Here is a 15,902-nt window from a genome sequence, read left to right as displayed (position 1 = left end):
AACACATCATCCTTTGGAATTAAACCTGAAGGCAAGACAAAGCCGCGGCCCGGGAAATATTCCGGACCGCGGCTTGCTGGGTGTGCGCTTCAGCGCTTCGGCATCAGCCTAGAAGAGTACGCGGGCCAGCTTCTGGCGCGAGGCGGCGACGCGTGGGTCGGCATTGCCAATGACCGCATAGAGCTCGATCAGGCGGCGGCGCACCCGCTCGCGGTCTTCATCTGCCAGCTTGGAGATCAGCGAGACCAGCCGGGCGAAGGCGTCCTCGACATGCCCGCCGACCACATCCAGGTCGGCGACAGCCAGCTGCGCCGCGATGTCCTCGGGGTTCTGCGCGGCCTGCTCGCGGGCCTTGTTCAGATCCAGGTTGTGCGTGCGCGAGAGCAAGCGGACCTGGTACACACCAACCTGCGCGTCCTTGTCGTTCGGCTTTTCGTTCAGCGCCTCCAGGTAGGCTGCCTCGGCGGTGGCGTAGTCCCCCGCATCGATGGCGTCGACTGCCTTCTGGTGCAGCGGCGGCAGTTCCGGCTCGGCCTGGCCGGCCTGCCCGGAGAATGCCGGGGCGGTGCCGCTCATGCCCTGCTGCACGGCGAGCTGTTCAAGCTGCGCGAAAACCTGGGCAATTTGCGCTTCTTCGGCAGGCCCCTGGAACAGCGGCACCGGCTGGCCCTTGATCAGCGCAACCACCATCGGGATCTGCTGCGCCTGGAAGGCCTGGGCGATCTGCGGGTAGCTTTCGGCATCCACGAGGCCGAGGACGAACTTGCCGCCCTTGGCATCCACCAGCTTGCGCAGGGTCGCATCCAGGTCTGCAGAGACCTGCACGCGCGGCGAGCCGAGGGAAACGATGGCGGGCACCTGCTGGGACAGGCCGACGAACTGCTGGAACGCGGCCTCGTCCAGGCTGGTGGTCCAGCTGGCGGCACCGCCTGGGGTGCTGCCGGTTGCTTCCGGGCCGTGGTTGGCCAGCGCCGAGAGATCCACCGCACCGCGGGTCGAAGGGATGTTCTGATCAGTCATGGGGATCAGTCAACTTCCTTCACATCGAGCAGGACCTGGCTTGCCGAGATCAGCTGGATCTTGTCCTTGGAACCATCGGCTGGCAGGTAGAACATCACGGGTTCGGCGTAGGTGCTCTCGACGTCGCCGTTCGACGAGCTGGAGCCCAGCAGCTGTTCGGTCAGCTTGTCGGTGCTCTTGAGCGGTTCGGCGTCTTCGGTGCGGACGAACAGCGCCTTGTTGTTCAGCTTGCCGGTGACAATCGCGCCGCCATCCGGGGTGGAGACCACCTTGGTGTCTCCCTCGGTGACCGAGCGCTTGTACTTGACGTTTGCCTCGTTGGCTTCCTTGGACTCATCCTTCTGGGCCGCGTGCACCGCCTTGATGAAGTCGGACTCCGCGAATTTGCCCTTGTCCTTGGCCTTGGGATCGGTCAGGACCTTGCCCAGCGCTTCCAGCGCCTTCTTCGGGGTCATCTGCAGGCCTTCGGCGTCGGCGCTCAGCTGCTTGGTCGACGGATCGCCCACCGCGATGCCCGGGAAGGTGGAGTTCGGCAGCATCTGTCCGGCGAAGACCACCTTGAAGTTCTCGCGGGCATTGGCCTGCACCAGGGTCAGCGCCTGCGGCAGGGTATCTGCGTCGTTGTTCTTCGCGGTCACCACGGAGATCACGCGCGGGAACTTCGCTTCAGTCGCGTTCGGCACCGCGGCCGAGCGGATCACCTGGGTCGTGAGCGCCATCGGCTTGTCGACCTTGAACTCTTCCTTGAGCATGTCGTAGCGCTTGCTGCGCAGGTACTTGAAAGCACCGGCGCTGCGCTGTTCCAGGGCCTTGGAATCGTTCTTTTCATCGGCCTTGGCGATCTGCTTCTGGGCATCGGCCAGCACGCGCTTGAGCTGCTCTTCGGTGATCACCGGGAAGCTGGCCGCTTCCTCCTCCGAGGAAGCGGCGGATTCGGAGCCCTTGGCCTCGTCGGCCTTGGCTTCTTCGGACTTCGCTTCTTCGGACTTCTGCGCCGATTCCGAGGCCTTGGCACGGTCCTCGTCGCTTGGAGCCATCGGCAGCGAGACGCCGGAGATGGCCAGGGCGACAACTGCCACGGCGGCGACCGAGTGCTGGGTGTTCGAGCCGGTCTTCGCCTTGCCCGGGCGCATGGCCAGCAAGGCCAGTCCGAAGACCAGCAGCAGCGCGCCGGCAATGATCAGCGGCAGGGCGAACGGCATGGCGTCGTCATTGGCGTAGGTGACCGAGATGTCCACTGGAGCGGCATCCTTTCCGCCGGCGGCCAGCAGCAGGGACCAGTCGCCGGAATCCGGAGCGGTCCAGCGGTAGGTCATGGTCTGCTCGGCAGTCTGCGAGTCGAAGAAGATGTCATCGCCGGCGGGGTTCGGCACTTCGGCTTCACCCTTGGCGTATTCGGCAATCATCTTGTGGTTGGTCGTGTCGATGCCGGTGACCGATACGTGCGCGGCATCACCGATCCACGCCTCGACATCATAATCGCGTCCCAAGGATGCAGTGAATTCACCCTTCGACTTGATCACCAGTTCCACCGGATCCAGCTTGGGGTCGTTGACCGAGGATTCAATCAGGGTCAGCGGGGCCTCACCGGATAGTTGCGGCATGGTCGCGGTCACCGTTTCGGGCGGCGCCCAAAAGGTCTTCTGTCCGATGCCGACCACCAGGGCCACGGCCCCCAGCAGCATCGCGATCACGGAGATTACTTTTCGCACAAGTTCACCTATTCGCCTACGTCTCACAGCTGTTCTTCGACAAGTCTAACGAGTTACGGCGGATCATGGTTCCGATCCGTGCCTGTGAACTGCCTCAACACCGCAATTGAGTGGTGCCTTGAACCACTTAATAGACTCCAATGCGCGATATGCTCTGACCCATGGAGCCAGATCACCCGCGCCCGCATCGCGCTCAGCACGCGCACGACGAGCAATCGCACGCACCTGAGCGCTCCGTGGAACCAGAGACCCCAGGCCCGGAATCCACAGCGTATTCCCAGCCAGCGCCACCCCCATCAGAGGGCACGCCGGTCCCCCGCTATCCCGATTCTGCGCTATCGGGCGGCGCTGCGGCTCGCGAGGGCTGGACCAGGAAGCTCGCCGACCGGGTGGGCAAGCTGCTCAACGCCCCGCAGCGCGGCGCGGCCCTCGGCGAGGAACCCGAGCAGCCGCTGGAGGGCTCCCCCGAACCGATTCCTGCGCTGCACCCGATTTCCATGGGCTTCCTGGGCACCATCGGGGTCGGCATCGCCCTGGGCGGCTTCTACCTGCTGACCAATGTCGGCTCGCTGATGACCTGGATTGCCATTGCGCTGTTCATTGCCCTGGGCCTTGACCCGATTGTGCGCTTCATGATGCGCAAGGGGCTCTCCCGTCCGCTGGCCGTGACCGCGACCATGGTCAGCCTGCTGGCAATCTTCGGCGGCTTCATGGCCTTGATCATCCCCACCCTGGTCAATCAGATCACCGCTTTCATCACGCGGGCGCCTGAAATCGTCGATGATTTCCTCAACAGCGAATGGGTCAGGGAAATCGACCGCCAGTATGCAATCTCCCAGCGCATCACTACCGAGGTGGACCGCTTCTTTGGCGACTCGGGCGCAGTAACGAATGTCTTCGGCGGTGTCCTGGGCGTCTCGCAAACCGTCGCGCAGTCGATGTTCGGCGTGCTGATCGTGCTGGTGCTGGCCATCTACTTCCTGGCGTCACTGCCGGGCATGATGGGCTTCTCGCTGCGCCTGGCCCCTCGCTCCAAGCGCGAGCGCGTCTCGGAATTGACCGTGCGCATCACCCGCTCGGTGGGCAACTATGTCATGGGCCAAGCCACCGTCGCGATACTGAACTGCCTGGTGGCGCTGCTCCTGATGAGCATCCTAGGCGTTCCGTTCACCGCGCTGCTCACCTTGCTGGTGGCCTTGCTGGCCTTCATCCCACTGGTTGGTGGCGTGATCGCCGGTGTGCTGGTCACCTTGGTGACCCTGTCCCTGGGGTGGCAAACCGCGCTGATCTATGCCATCTGCTACTTCGGCTACCTGCAAATCGAAGCCTACTTCGTCTCGCCGCGCATCATGCGCCGTGCGGTGGCAGTGCCCGGCGCGGTCGCCGTGATCTCGGTGATTGCCGGTGGCAGCCTGGCCGGAGTCACCGGTGCGCTGATGGCCATTCCGGTAGCTGCCAGCGCAATGATCCTGTTGCGCGAGGTATTCATCGCACGCCAGGACCGCCGCTAGCGGACTCCCCCAGCTTGCTGGCCCTAGTAGCGGTAGGAACGGGTTTCCCAGCAGTGCGGATGCCAGTGGCGGCGCGCATTGGCCGCGGCTTCATCCCCGGACCAGTGATCCGCCCGCCAGGCAACCACATGGGCCACGCCCACGCCGATGGATCGGTGGCACCCAGGGCAGGTGTAGATCTTGTTGGCGTTCAGCGGCGCGATCTTGCGGACATGCCACTGCCCATCCGGGGCATCCTGGCGGAGCACCACGCCGAAGCGGGCCCGTTGCATCCACTCTTCCTGGTCCGCTCCGTACTCTTGCTCGTCATCCCCGTAGCCGTGGTCGGATCCGGAGTTCCGGCCTCTGGCAGGTCGTGAATTCTTCGAGCGGCGCGGGCGGTTGGAACGTGGCATGTCATTAATCATGCCGTATCTGAGGGCACAAGTCGCAACCAGCTAGTAAAGTGTGTGGGGTGCGTTTAGTGGTAGCGAAGTGTTCAGTAGATTACGAGGGCCGTCTGCGAGCCCACCTTCCGTTGGCGACCCGCCTGATCATGGTCAAGGCCGATGGATCGGTTCTAATCCACTCGGATGGCGGCAGCTACAAGCCGCTGAACTGGATGAATCCTCCATTGACCCTGCGCGAGGCCGACCCCGACGAGGAAGCCGCCGCTTTGGGAGCCACCGCCACGTGGATCGTGGCCAGCGCCAAGACCGATGACAAGCTGACCATCCACTTCCACAGCTTCGAGCACGACTCGGCCCACATTCTGGGCAATGATCCGGGGCTGGTCAAAGACGGCGTCGAGGCCGACCTGCAGCGACTGCTGGCCGAGCAGATCGAGTTGCTCGGCGACGGCCACCAACTGATCCGCCGCGAGTACATGACCGCCATCGGCCCGGTGGACATCCTGGCCCGTGATGCCAAGGGCGCCACGGTAGCGGTAGAGCTCAAGCGCCGCGGCGACATTGACGGCGTGGAACAGCTGACCCGCTATCTGGACCTGCTCAACCGCGATCCGCTGCTCAAGCCGGTGACCGGCATCTTCGCCGCCCAGCAGATCAAGCCGCAGGCCCGCACCCTGGCCGAGGACCGCGGCATACGCTGCCTCACCCTGGACTACGACGCCATGCGCGGTGTCGACGATTCTGCAGGACGTCTCTTCTAGCGCAGAGTCCTGCCCCACGCGCTACGAGTCCCGGAGCTGCCTGCCGACTGCTAATCTGATCTCCTCAACCAAATGCGCTTGGGGCCGCACGGCACCAGCCAGCTTTGCCGGGAGGACCATTGGATCCGCTGACAGCTTCGCTCATGGCCATTGGCAGCGGTTCCGCCGCCGGACTTCGGCCCTACTTCACCGTGTTGGCGCTCGGCATTGCGGGACTCGCAATTCCCGACACCGCACCAGAGATGATCGCCTCCGCCGCCCGGCAGATCCCCGAGAGCATCAGCAATCCTTGGGTTCTGGCGATTTGCGCGGTGCTGGCCATTGGCGAAGCGGGCCTGGACAAGATCCCTTTCCTGAACTTGTCCATGGAAACGGTCTCCGTATGGCTGCGCCCGGTCTTCGGAGCGCTGGTAGGCATTGGGCTTGGGGCCAACTCGGGAGTGGAAGTTGCCGTGGTGACCGGGTTGCTCGGTGCGGGATCCGCGCTGTCGGTGAGCCTGGGCAAATCATCGCTGACCGCGGCAACCAACGTCGTGCCCGAACCAGTGACCCAATGGGTGCGCAGCCTGATCGAGGATTTCGGTGCGCTGGTGCTCGTCCTCGCCGCGGTGCTGCTTCCGGTGCTGGCCGCGTTGCTCGGCCTGGCTGCCGTGGCGATAGGTTTCCTCCTCTACCGGATGTTCCGCAAGGCCTACCGCTCGCTGAAGAGCAAATTCGGCAACGCGAAGGAGAAGCAGGCCGCCGCACGGACCGCCCGCGAAGCGCAGAGCGACACCGGCGGGAATGCCAGCGCCTGGCAATCGCTGAAGCTCATCGCTTCCGGCACCGATCCGGAAAACCCGGATCCTGCCGCTACACGCGGCTGAGCGCATGGCGCCGGCCCTCCACGTCCGCTGCGAGAATAATCCGCCAAGTCGGTGACTGGATGCCTTCTCTCTTCTAAGCTGGGAACATGACTACGACGCGCTACGCTTTGTTCGCCACCCTGATTTCCGATGGTCTCAAGGTCACCGATGGCGTGCTCGCCGTCGAGGGAGACCGCATCCGCTTTGCCGGCAACCGCGATGACTTCACCGCCCTGCCCGACGCCTCCGACTACCCGGTGCTCGAGGTGGCCCCGGGATCCATCATCATCCCGGGCCTGATTGACCTGCACTGCCACGGCGCCCTCGGCGCTGATTTCTCGTCGCCGGATCACAAGAGCGTCACCGAAGCCATCGAGTACCTGCACCGTTCGGGCACTACAACGCTGCTCGCCTCGCTGGTCACCGCTGAGCCGTCGTCGATGATCGAGGCCGCCGAGCTGCTCGCCGAATTGGCCGAGGCCGGGAAGATTGCCGGCATCCATGCCGAGGGCCCGTTCCTCTCCGAAGCCCGCTGCGGCGCCCAGGATCCGCGCTTCCTGCAGGAACCTGATCCCGGCTTCGTCAGCGAGTTGGTGGCCGCCAGCCGCGGCCAGCTGCGCACCATGACCTATGCCCCCGAGCTGGACGGCACCGAGGAAATCATCGAGCAGCTGGTCTCCCACGGCGTGGTTCCCTCGCTGGGGCATACCGATGCCAGCGCGCAGGTCGCCTCCGATTCGCTGCGCTTTGCCCGCGAGCAGCTGCGCAGCGCCGGGGTGGACGGATTCACCGAACGCCCGACGGTCACCCACCTGTTCAACGGCATGCCCTCGCTGCACCACCGCGAGCCGGGACCGGTGGCCGCCTGCCTGGAAGAAGCGGTGAACCGCAATGCATTCGTGGAGCTGATCGCCGACGGGGTGCACCTGTCCCCCGATACCGTGCGGCTGGTCTACCGGCTGGTGGGCGGAAGCAACATCCTGCTGGTTAGCGATTCCATGGCAGCCACCGGCTTGGCCGATGGCCAGTACGCTCTCGGCCCGCAGGAGGTGACCGTGTCCAACGGCCAGGCACGGCTGTCGAGCGATAATTCGCTGGCCGGCGGCACCTGCACGTTGCTCCAGATCGTCCAGCATGCGGTGCAGGCAGGGGTCTCGCTGGTCGAGGCGGTCAACTCGGCCACGTCCATCCCCGCCTCGCTGATCGGATTGGCCGATGAAGTCGGCTCCCTGCACTACGGCTTCGCGGCCGACGCGCTGGTCCTCGATGCCGACCTGCAGCTGGTCCAGACGATCCGCAACGGGGAATACCTCTAGCCTTTAAGAAGCGAAGACCGCCGCTGCATCTGCAGCGGCGGTCTTCGCGTATTCAAGTGCTAGATCTGCCAGCTTCCGGCGATCGGACCGGCTTCGAGCCAGGCCGAGAAGCCGGTGTAGTCACGGTAGTCCATGGCCAGCAGCAGTTCCTCACCGCTGCGCACCAGCATCACGATGATGAATCCCGGAGGGATCCGCGAGGTTTCCTCATCGGTGGGCTGGCGCGTTCCGGTGATGTCCAGTCCGCGGCGCTCGATCACGAAGCTCGGCACCGGGGAGACAGAGAAAAACCGCAACAGGTCCACATGCGCTCCGCCGTAGCGGCCGATGACCATGATCCATTTGCCCGACGGCGCAAGGATTGATGCATCGAAGGTGCCCAGCGTGCGCCGCAATTGGATGCGGCGCACGGCCATGGCCCCGAAGAACATGGCGATGCCGATCAGGATCAGCAACGCGATCAGAACTGGTGCGGTTATCTCGAACAATTCATCGCCTACGCTGCGGTACCAAGCACAGCGTTGTCAGCAACGATTACTACGCGATCCGAATCAACGGAGAAGAAGCCCCCATCGATCTGGACCGAGAAGCGGGACTCGGAAACCGGTTCGATTTCCAGGTCCCCAGCGGCAAGCACGGACAGCATCGGAACGTGACCGGGCAGAACACCGATCTCGCCGTCCACCGAACGAGCCTTGACCAGCTTCGCTGCGCCCGACCACACGAAGTGGTCGGCCGCGACGATTTCGACCTGAAGCTCAGCCATGATTAGCTGGCCTTCTGGATTTCGGCCCACTGGCGCTCGACGTCGTCAAGACCGCCGATGTTGAAGAACGCCTGTTCTGCAATGTGGTCCAGGTCGCCATCGCAGATGGCCTTGAAGCCTTCGATGGTGTCCTTGATCGATACGGTCGAGCCCTCGACACCGGTGAACTGCTTTGCGGTGTAGGTGTTCTGCGACAGGAACTGCTGGATGCGGCGTGCACGGGCAACGACGATCTTGTCCTCTTCGCCCAGTTCGTCGATACCGAGGATCGCGATGATGTCCTGCAGTTCCTTGTTCTTCTGCAGGATAGCCTTCACGCGGATGGCTACATCGTAGTGATCCTGGCCGATGTACTGCGGATCTAGGATTCGCGAGGTCGAGGTCAGCGGATCGATTGCCGGGTACAGGCCGCGCGACGCGATTTCACGCGACAGCTCGGTGGTTGCATCCAGGTGGGCGAAGGTTGCTGCTGGAGCCGGGTCGGTGTAGTCATCGGCCGGGACGTAGACAGCCTGCATCGAGGTAATCGAGCGGCCCTTCGTCGAGGTGATGCGTTCCTGCAGCAGACCCATTTCATCGGCCAAGTTCGGCTGGTAGCCCACGGCGGAAGGCATGCGGCCCAGCAGGGTCGACACCTCGGAACCGGCCTGGGTGAAGCGGAAGATGTTGTCGATGAACAGCAGCACGTCCTGGTTCTGGACATCGCGGAAGTATTCCGCCATGGTCAGTGCGGACAGTGCCACGCGCAGACGGGTTCCTGGTGGCTCATCCATCTGGCCGAACACCAAGGCGGTGTCCTTCAGAACGTTGGCCTCATCCATTTCGACCCAGAGGTCGTTGCCTTCACGGGTGCGCTCGCCCACACCGGCGAATACCGAAGTACCACCGAAGTTACGTGCAACACGGGTGATCATTTCCTGGATCAGCACGGTCTTGCCCACGCCGGCGCCGCCGAACAGGCCGATCTTTCCACCCTTGATGTACGGGGTGAGAAGGTCGATCGACTTGATGCCGGTTTCCAGCATTTCGGTCGAGCCCTCAAGTTCAGAGAACTTAGGTGGCTGGCGGTGGATTGGCCAGCGCTCGGTGACCTGGATCTCCGAGTTGTCAACGTCCAGGGCGTCGCCCAATACGTTGAAGATGTGGCCCTTGACGCCGTCGCCAACAGGGACGGAGATCGCAGCGCCGGTGTCGGTCACCGAGGTGCCGCGGACCAGGCCGTCGGTGGCCTGCAGCGATACCGCGCGAACCAGGCCCTCACCGAGGTGCTGGCTGGTTTCGAAGGTGATCTTCTTGGTTTCACCGTTGAGGGTCAGCTCAGCGGTCAGTGCGTTGTAGATAGCAGGCAGTGCATCGGCTGGGAACTCGACGTCCACGACCGGGCCAGTCACGCGCGCGATGCGACCGATGGCCCCTGCGGTAACCTGCTCGTTGAGTTGGGCAGTCATCTTTCTCACTTCTTGTCTGGTCGGACCTGTCGGGAATTAGCCGTTCAGCGCGTCGGCGCCGGCAATAATTTCCGAAAGCTCCTGGGTGATTTCAGCCTGACGGGCATTGTTAAGCAATCGTGTGTACTTCTTGATCAGTTCGCCTGCGTTGTCGCCTGCGGCCTTCATTGCCCGCTGGCGTGCAGCAAGCTCGGAGGCTGCGGACTGCAGCTGGCAGTTGAACAATCGAGACTCGATGTACCGAGGAAGCAGTGCGTCAAGCACTTCTTCCGCCGATGGCTCAAACTCGTACAGTGGCAACAGCTCGTCGGTTGGAGTCTCGGATTCATCCTCGACAACCTCCAACGGCAACAGACGGATGACCGTCGGTTCCTGCGTGACCATCGACTTGAACTGGGTGTAGACGACGTGGATTTCTTCCACGCCACCCTCTTCGTAGTCGGTGTTGAAGTCCTCCAGGAGGACGTCTCGCAGCTCGTGTGCGGTTTCGAAACGCGGAGAATCAGTTTCCCCGGTCCACACTCTGGCGTACTCGCGTGAACGGAAATCAAAGTAAGCCTGTGCCTTGCGGCCGACCAGGTAGGTCTTGACTTCTTTGCCTTCTTCACGCAAGAGTTCCACGAGGTGCTCTGCCTGCTTCAGAACGCTGGCGGAGTAGGACCCGGCAAGTCCTCGGTCCGAGGTCATCACCAAGACCGCGGCACGGCGTACCTGCGCCGGCTCGGTGGTCAGTGGGTGTTCGACATCGGCCTGGGACGAGACGGCGGTTACTGCACGGGTAATCGCATTGGCGTACGGCAGTGATGCCGCGACACGCGTACGTGCCTTGCCAATGCGGGATGCAGCGATCAGTTCCATCGCCTTGAAGATCTTGCGCATCGACTTGGTCGATCCGATCTTCTGGCGGTAGACCCGAATCTGGGCTCCCATGTGTGTCCTTTCCTTATCCCCTGTGCTGTTGTTGCGGCGCCGTCACCGGCGCCGCAACTTCAGCACAAGAAAATTGTCAGCGCTTCTGCTTGACGATCTGTTCCTGGTCAACGGACTCGGCGTTCAGAGCGTCGTGCTCTTCGTGGCCAGCGGCAACCAGCTGATCGCTGCCTGCACCGAAGAAGCCGGCCTTGAAGTCGGCGATGCCGGACTTCATGGCTTCCAAGGTCTCGTTCTCAAGCTTGCCGGTCTGGCCGATTACGGTCAGAACGTCAGTGCGGTGACGCAGGTAGTCGATGAACTCAGCTTCGAAGCGGCGTACGTCCTCAACCGGGACATCGTCCAGGTAGCCGTTGGTGCCGGCCCAGATCGAAACGACCTGATCCTCAACAGCGTATGGGGTGTACTGGCCCTGCTTGAGCAGTTCCATCAGGCGTGCACCACGGGTCAGCTGCTGCTTGGAAGCGGCATCCAGATCCGAAGCGAACATTGCGAAGGCCTGCATGTCGCGGTACTGAGCCAATTCAAGCTTCAAGGTACCGGAGACCTTCTTCATGGCCTTGACCTGTGCCGAACCACCAACGCGGGATACCGAGATACCCACGTCGACAGCTGGGCGCTGGTTGGCGTTGAACAGGTCCGACTGCAAGAAGATCTGGCCGTCGGTGATCGAGATAACGTTGGTCGGGATGAACGCGCCCACGTCGTTGGCCTTGGTCTCGATGATTGGAAGACCAGTCATCGAACCTGCACCGAGCTCGTCCGAGAGCTTGGCGCAACGCTCAAGCAGGCGGGAGTGCAGGTAGAAGACGTCACCTGGGTAGGCTTCGCGTCCTGGCGGACGGCGCAGCAGCAGGGACACGGCGCGGTAGGCTTCAGCCTGCTTCGACAGATCATCGAAGACGATCAGAACGTGCTTGCCACCGTACATCCAGTGCTGGCCAATGGCCGAGCCTGCATATGGCGCCAAGTACTTGAAGCCTGCTGGGTCAGATGCCGGGGAAGCCACGATGGTGGTGTATTCCAGGGCGCCCTGCTCTTCGAGGGTCTGGCGTACGGCAGCGATGGTCGATGCCTTCTGGCCGATTGCCACGTAGATGCAGCGAACCTGCTTGGTTTCGTCACCGGTTGCCCAGTTGTCGCGCTGGTTCAGGATGGCGTCAACCGCGATAGCGGTTTTGCCGGTCTGGCGGTCGCCAATGATCAGCTGACGCTGGCCACGGCCGATCGGGATCATTGCGTCGATGGCCTTCAGGCCGGTCTGCAATGGTTCGTGAACGCTCTTGCGCTGGGTCACGCCTGGTGCCTGGAGCTCCAGTGCACGACGTCCTTCAGCGGCAATTGGGCCCATGTTGTCCAGTGGCTCACCCAGTGGATCAACAACGCGGCCCAGGTAGCCGTCGCCGACTGGAACCGAAAGGATCTCGCCGGTGCGCTCTACCTTCTGGCCGTCTTCGATGCCGGTGAAGTCACCAAGCACAACGACACCGATTTCACGGGTATCGAGGTTCTGGGCCAGGCCCAGGGTGCCATCTTCGAACTTCAGCAACTCGTTGGCCATAACGGAAGGAAGACCTTCCACTCTGGCGATGCCGTCGCTCGCGGCGACGACGCGTCCCACCTCGGTGCGCTCTGCCTTACCCGGTTCGTAGGAAGATGCGAACTCGTTTAGGGCATTGCGGACGTCGTTGGCATTGATGGTCAAATCGGCCATCTGCAGTCCCTGCTCTCCTAAATTGTGATCCACCCTCAAGAATGGTGGATCGATGTGAATGAAGTCTGTGTTGGTCCCGGCGAGCCGGAACAACTGCCAGGAGCCAGCTCCTGGCAGAAGTCCTAGCTAGCCAGTGCGCGGCGCAAATCCGCCACGCGCGATGCCACGGAAGCGTCGACAACTTCGTCGCCAACCTTTACTACCAGTCCACCGACCAGCGATGGGTCGATAGCGGTGTTGAGCTTGAGCTGACGACCGTATAGCTTGTTCAGGCTGGTCTCCAGGCGCGAACGCTGAGCCTCGGAAAGCTCCACAGTGCTGGTCACCGTAGCGATCCAGCGCTGCTGGCGCTTGGCGACTAGTTCAACGAAGCGTTCGGCCAGGGTTGCAGGCTTCAAACCGCGTGGGTTCGAAACTGCCTGGGAGATCAAAACCTGCGAGGTCTGCGACGCGTTAGGCACAAGCTTGAGCGCAAGTGCGCGCTTAGCTTCAACTGGGGCCTGTGCATCATCCAACGCACGCTGCAGTTCGTGGTTTCCACGGACCACCTCGATGAAGGAGAACAGATCCTGCTCCAGCTTGTTCAGCCCTGAAGCGCCGTCCTGCTGTTCCGCCACTGCGGTAGCCGCGGTGACAGCCAGAGTTTCGAGCGCATCGCTAATGTCGCGTTCCGAGCTCCAGCGGGTTGAAGCCAGCTGGGCGACGGTGTCCTCAGCGGCAGCCGAGACCTTTCCGTGCAGCAGCTGAGCCAAGAGGCCTGCCTTTTCGGCATCTTCACGGGCTGGATCAGTCAGTGCTCGGCGAAGACCGGCATTTGCATCCAGTACTTCCAGGACCGCGAACAGTTCCTTTGGCAGCTCAATAGATGCCAGTGCCAGCTTGGGTTCCAGGAACTCCAAGGCCTTTGCCAATGACTCGCTCGATACACTTGCCATTAGTTCGATGCACCTGCGTTCTGCTGAGCTTCCAAATCGTTCAGGAACTGATCAACCACGCGCTGTGCACGGGCATCGTCCTTCAGAGCTTCGTCAACAACCTTGCTTGCAAGCTCGGTGGCCAAGGTGCCCACGTCGGTGCGAAGCGAGGACAGAGCGGCTGAGCGCTCTGCCTGGATCTGGCGCTGAGCCTGCTCGCTGATGCGAGTAGCCTCGTCGGTTGCTTTGATCTTCAGATCTTCAAGGATCTGAGCGCCTTCGCTGCGAGCTTCCTCGCGGATGCGGTTTGCTTCGGTGCGTGCTTCCAGAAGCTGGGCCTTGTACTGTGCCAAGGTCTCCTCTGCTTCCTTCTGCGCTGCCTCGGCCTTTTCAAGACCGCCTTCGATCGCGGTGACGCGATCTTCATAGGACTGCTCAAACTTCGGAGCGATGACCTTGATGACGATGAAAAGGAGGACCGCGAAGCCAACGCCCGTGACGAGAATTTCCCACGGGTTAGGCATCAGCGGGTTGACCGATTCGCCCGCAGCGAGGATGAAGTCAGTGCTATTCATTCTCACCATTCCTTATCTATTAGTTTCCACTTGTGTGTATGCCTCGCGATAGTGGCGAGGCCACTACAGCCGGGAAGGACTTACTTGATAACGAAGGCGAAAACCAGGCCAAGGATGGCCAGTGCTTCAGCAAGTGCGAAGCCGAGCATTGCGATTGGCTGCAAGATGCGCTGTGATTCTGGCTGACGTGCAACGCCGTTGATGTACGCTGCGAAGATCAAGCCCACGCCGATAGCCGAACCAATTGCTGCCAGACCGTAGCCGATCATGTTCAGGGAGCCGCTCATGCGAATTTTCCTTTCAAGATACCGGCTTTTTGCCGGTAGGTTGTGAGGTTTTCCTTGAATCGTTCAAGGAAGAACATTTGGGATTTAGTAAATAAGAAATGGCCTAGTGGGCGTCAGCTTCAATTGCACCCTGGATGTAGATCGCGGTCAGCAGCGTAAACACGAACGCCTGCAGAACCATGATCAACAATTCCAGGAAGTACATAGCCACGGAACCTGCGATGACCAGAACACCAACACCATTCAGTGCCAGCGAGTCCTGGACGACGATCAAGTGGCGTGCACCTGAAGCAGCCAGCATCACAATGATATGGCCTGCCAGCATCGTTGCCATCAAACGCAGCGAGTGCGTCAGCGGGCGGACAATGAAGTTAGAAATGATTTCCAACGGCACCAGCAGAATCAACATCACTGGGCTGACACCCGGTGGGGTGACAGCCAGCTTGAAGTAGCGGATACCATGGTTCTTCAGGCCTACGGCAATCCAGGTGCCGTAGATGATGATAGCCATCGCGTAGGCAGAACCAGCGTGTGAGAACGATGGAAGCTGCAGGAACGGAATCGCGCCGAAGAGGTTGTTTAGCAGTACGAAGAAGAAGGTCGCGAACAGCAGAGGAATCCAAGGACGGAAGTTCTTCTCGCCGATGATGTCGCGGCCAATTCCGTTACGTACGAATGCGTAACCGGTTTCAGCGATGTACTGCATCTTGCCTGGAACCAATTTAGGGTTCTTGATGGCCGCGGTGAAGAACCAAGTGATGAGCACGATCGACAAAACGATCATGAGCATCTGCTTGCCGAAACCCGTGCCGTACTCCGCCATCCAAGGGAAGATTTCTGGAAGGTGGGTATCGGAAACGGTTGGCGGTACGAAGCCGCCTTCTTCTGAGGCCATTGGGAGCGCAAACGCGAACAACGCGCTGTCCTCTCTGCAGTAACGGTCACGGGCAAAAGGCGGTGACTGGCGGTAACTGCCTCTCACCGTGTGAAGAAAAGATCAAACGGGGATCCCATCATGGCCCATGCCAAAGCATCAACCCTGATGAGGGTCCATCTGCGGGTCTCCCCGCGGATGCATCTTGCATAAACCACCCGCAGTTCAGCGGACGGCCAAAAATGACCCGAAGTAAGCTTATCAAACTCACAGCACCCCACCGACACATAGTCGGGCGGAATACTCTATTCCTCGTTGTAGATAGCCAGGCGTGCCTTCATGAAGGCACGCACCTCGCCAACCTGCCAGGCAACAAGGGAGATAGCTGCTGCAAGAACGAATCCCTGGCGGTTGACCCATTCGGGCAACCCCAGGTTCAACAGCACGAAGGCGATGCCGAAAACCTTGATGACAAAGACGCCCAGGAACGCGGGCATGGCCCACGAGCGGCGGATTCGCCCGGCAGCTTCGGCGATGAGGATGCCAATTGCGAAAAAGCCGATCACGATCCCGGCAGCCAGCGCGCCAGAAAGCGCGTAGGTGAGATCAGCTACCAGCCATGAAATCAGGAAAAAAATGGCGGTAGCGATCGCTGAATACACCAGTGACAAGCCGAGAATCGGCGGCCAGATGGATTTCGGGGCTGACGAAGCACTGACGCGGGCAGAACCAGGATTCACGTCCGCAACCTTTCTTCGTCAACACCGAGGGACCATCGTGCACCCATCGATGCTGATGAAACTTGAAACTCCCACCCGCTCCCGAAAAGAACAGGAGGAA

The 15,902-nt window shown here is 61.5% G+C and carries 17 protein-coding genes; 4 read left to right on the top strand and 13 right to left on the bottom strand.

Annotated features, from left to right (window positions below; genetic code table 11):
- Positions 1 to 108 precede the first annotated feature (108 nt).
- Positions 109 to 1,020, bottom strand: coding sequence for a co-chaperone YbbN (locus ACLQ8T_RS06685; RefSeq protein ID WP_413456127.1), 912 nt, complete (start codon positions 1,018 to 1,020; stop codon positions 109 to 111).
- Between the two features lie 5 nt (positions 1,021 to 1,025).
- Positions 1,026 to 2,732, bottom strand: coding sequence for a hypothetical protein (locus tag ACLQ8T_RS06680; RefSeq protein WP_413456126.1), 1,707 nt, complete (start codon positions 2,730 to 2,732; stop codon positions 1,026 to 1,028).
- Positions 2,733 to 2,893: 161 nt separating this feature from the next.
- Between ACLQ8T_RS06680 and ACLQ8T_RS06675 the strand changes: the two genes are divergently transcribed.
- A complete protein-coding gene (locus ACLQ8T_RS06675) occupies positions 2,894 to 4,243 on the top strand; it encodes an AI-2E family transporter (protein ID WP_413456125.1) in 1,350 nt (449 codons plus the stop codon).
- Between the two features lie 23 nt (positions 4,244 to 4,266).
- Here the strand turns inward: ACLQ8T_RS06675 and ACLQ8T_RS06670 are convergent, their stop codons facing one another.
- Positions 4,267 to 4,638, bottom strand: coding sequence for a hypothetical protein (locus ACLQ8T_RS06670; RefSeq protein WP_413456124.1), 372 nt, complete (start codon positions 4,636 to 4,638; stop codon positions 4,267 to 4,269).
- Between the two features lie 59 nt (positions 4,639 to 4,697).
- Between ACLQ8T_RS06670 and nucS the strand changes: the two genes are divergently transcribed.
- From nucS to nagA, 3 genes are all read left to right on the top strand, one after another.
- Positions 4,698 to 5,393, top strand: coding sequence for an endonuclease NucS (gene nucS / locus ACLQ8T_RS06665; RefSeq protein ID WP_038990509.1), 696 nt, complete (start codon positions 4,698 to 4,700; stop codon positions 5,391 to 5,393).
- A gap of 119 nt (positions 5,394 to 5,512) precedes the next feature.
- Complete coding sequence (locus tag ACLQ8T_RS06660; protein WP_413456123.1) at positions 5,513 to 6,259, top strand: DUF4126 domain-containing protein; 747 nt, start codon at positions 5,513 to 5,515, stop codon at positions 6,257 to 6,259.
- 86 nt (positions 6,260 to 6,345) lie between these two features.
- The gene (gene nagA / locus ACLQ8T_RS06655) at positions 6,346 to 7,554 is read left to right on the top strand and encodes an N-acetylglucosamine-6-phosphate deacetylase (protein ID WP_413456122.1); all 1,209 of its coding nucleotides are present in this window, start codon (positions 6,346 to 6,348) and stop codon (positions 7,552 to 7,554) included.
- A gap of 59 nt (positions 7,555 to 7,613) precedes the next feature.
- Here the strand turns inward: nagA and ACLQ8T_RS06650 are convergent, their stop codons facing one another.
- The 10 genes from ACLQ8T_RS06650 to ACLQ8T_RS06605 form a co-directional block, all read right to left on the bottom strand.
- Entirely contained in the window at positions 7,614 to 8,042 is a 429-nt protein-coding gene (locus ACLQ8T_RS06650; protein ID WP_066137627.1) for a DUF2550 domain-containing protein, read from the bottom strand.
- A gap of 8 nt (positions 8,043 to 8,050) precedes the next feature.
- Positions 8,051 to 8,320, bottom strand: coding sequence for a F0F1 ATP synthase subunit epsilon (locus ACLQ8T_RS06645; protein ID WP_038990466.1), 270 nt, complete (start codon positions 8,318 to 8,320; stop codon positions 8,051 to 8,053).
- Positions 8,321 to 8,322: 2 nt separating this feature from the next.
- On the bottom strand, positions 8,323 to 9,768 hold the full coding sequence (atpD, locus tag ACLQ8T_RS06640; protein ID WP_060701294.1) for a F0F1 ATP synthase subunit beta: 1,446 nt from the start codon (positions 9,766 to 9,768) through the stop codon (positions 8,323 to 8,325).
- Between the two features lie 36 nt (positions 9,769 to 9,804).
- Positions 9,805 to 10,698, bottom strand: coding sequence for a F0F1 ATP synthase subunit gamma (locus ACLQ8T_RS06635; protein WP_060701293.1), 894 nt, complete (start codon positions 10,696 to 10,698; stop codon positions 9,805 to 9,807).
- A 76-nt stretch (positions 10,699 to 10,774) separates the two neighbouring features.
- A complete protein-coding gene (atpA, locus tag ACLQ8T_RS06630; RefSeq protein WP_060703342.1) occupies positions 10,775 to 12,412 on the bottom strand; it encodes a F0F1 ATP synthase subunit alpha in 1,638 nt (545 codons plus the stop codon).
- A gap of 122 nt (positions 12,413 to 12,534) precedes the next feature.
- Positions 12,535 to 13,347: a F0F1 ATP synthase subunit delta gene (locus ACLQ8T_RS06625; protein ID WP_146274869.1), complete on the bottom strand. Its 813-nt coding sequence runs from the start codon at positions 13,345 to 13,347 to the stop codon at positions 12,535 to 12,537.
- Positions 13,347 to 13,901 (bottom strand): F0F1 ATP synthase subunit B, encoded by a 555-nt coding sequence (locus ACLQ8T_RS06620; RefSeq protein WP_413456121.1) that lies wholly within the window; start codon positions 13,899 to 13,901, stop codon positions 13,347 to 13,349. Before ACLQ8T_RS06620 ends, ACLQ8T_RS06625 begins: the two co-directional genes overlap by 1 nt.
- Before the next feature lie 80 nt (positions 13,902 to 13,981).
- A complete protein-coding gene (locus ACLQ8T_RS06615) occupies positions 13,982 to 14,194 on the bottom strand; it encodes a F0F1 ATP synthase subunit C (RefSeq protein ID WP_413456382.1) in 213 nt (70 codons plus the stop codon).
- Positions 14,195 to 14,291: 97 nt separating this feature from the next.
- Complete coding sequence (atpB, locus tag ACLQ8T_RS06610; RefSeq protein ID WP_413456120.1) at positions 14,292 to 15,083, bottom strand: F0F1 ATP synthase subunit A; 792 nt, start codon at positions 15,081 to 15,083, stop codon at positions 14,292 to 14,294.
- Between the two features lie 284 nt (positions 15,084 to 15,367).
- Positions 15,368 to 15,802: a hypothetical protein gene (locus ACLQ8T_RS06605; RefSeq protein ID WP_413456119.1), complete on the bottom strand. Its 435-nt coding sequence runs from the start codon at positions 15,800 to 15,802 to the stop codon at positions 15,368 to 15,370.
- Between the last annotated feature and the right edge of the window lie 100 nt (positions 15,803 to 15,902).

The sequence above is a fragment of the Glutamicibacter sp. FR1 genome (assembly GCF_047300825.1).
Classification (GTDB): Bacteria; Actinomycetota; Actinomycetes; order Actinomycetales; family Micrococcaceae; genus Glutamicibacter; species Glutamicibacter nicotianae.
This window is presented reverse-complemented; position numbering and strand designations above follow the sequence as displayed.

Bases quoted from the DNA above. Each gene is read 5' to 3' on its own strand.
- ACLQ8T_RS06645 (WP_038990466.1), bottom strand. From the start codon at position 8,320: ATGGCTGAGCTTCAGGTCGAAATCGTCGCGGCCGACCACTTCGTGTGG.
- atpB (WP_413456120.1), bottom strand. From the start codon at position 15,083: ATGGCCTCAGAAGAAGGCGGCTTCGTACCGCCAACCGTTTCCGATACC.
- ACLQ8T_RS06635 (WP_060701293.1), bottom strand. From the start codon at position 10,698: ATGGGAGCCCAGATTCGGGTCTACCGCCAGAAGATCGGATCGACCAAG.
- atpD (WP_060701294.1), bottom strand. From the start codon at position 9,768: ATGACTGCCCAACTCAACGAGCAGGTTACCGCAGGGGCCATCGGTCGC.
- ACLQ8T_RS06670 (WP_413456124.1), bottom strand. From the start codon at position 4,638: ATGCCACGTTCCAACCGCCCGCGCCGCTCGAAGAATTCACGACCTGCC.
- atpA (WP_060703342.1), bottom strand. From the start codon at position 12,412: ATGGCCGATTTGACCATCAATGCCAACGACGTCCGCAATGCCCTAAAC.
- ACLQ8T_RS06685 (WP_413456127.1), bottom strand. From the start codon at position 1,020: ATGACTGATCAGAACATCCCTTCGACCCGCGGTGCGGTGGATCTCTCG.
- ACLQ8T_RS06675 (WP_413456125.1), top strand. From the start codon at position 2,894: ATGGAGCCAGATCACCCGCGCCCGCATCGCGCTCAGCACGCGCACGAC.
- ACLQ8T_RS06620 (WP_413456121.1), bottom strand. From the start codon at position 13,901: ATGAATAGCACTGACTTCATCCTCGCTGCGGGCGAATCGGTCAACCCG.
- nagA (WP_413456122.1), top strand. From the start codon at position 6,346: ATGACTACGACGCGCTACGCTTTGTTCGCCACCCTGATTTCCGATGGT.
- ACLQ8T_RS06625 (WP_146274869.1), bottom strand. From the start codon at position 13,347: ATGGCAAGTGTATCGAGCGAGTCATTGGCAAAGGCCTTGGAGTTCCTG.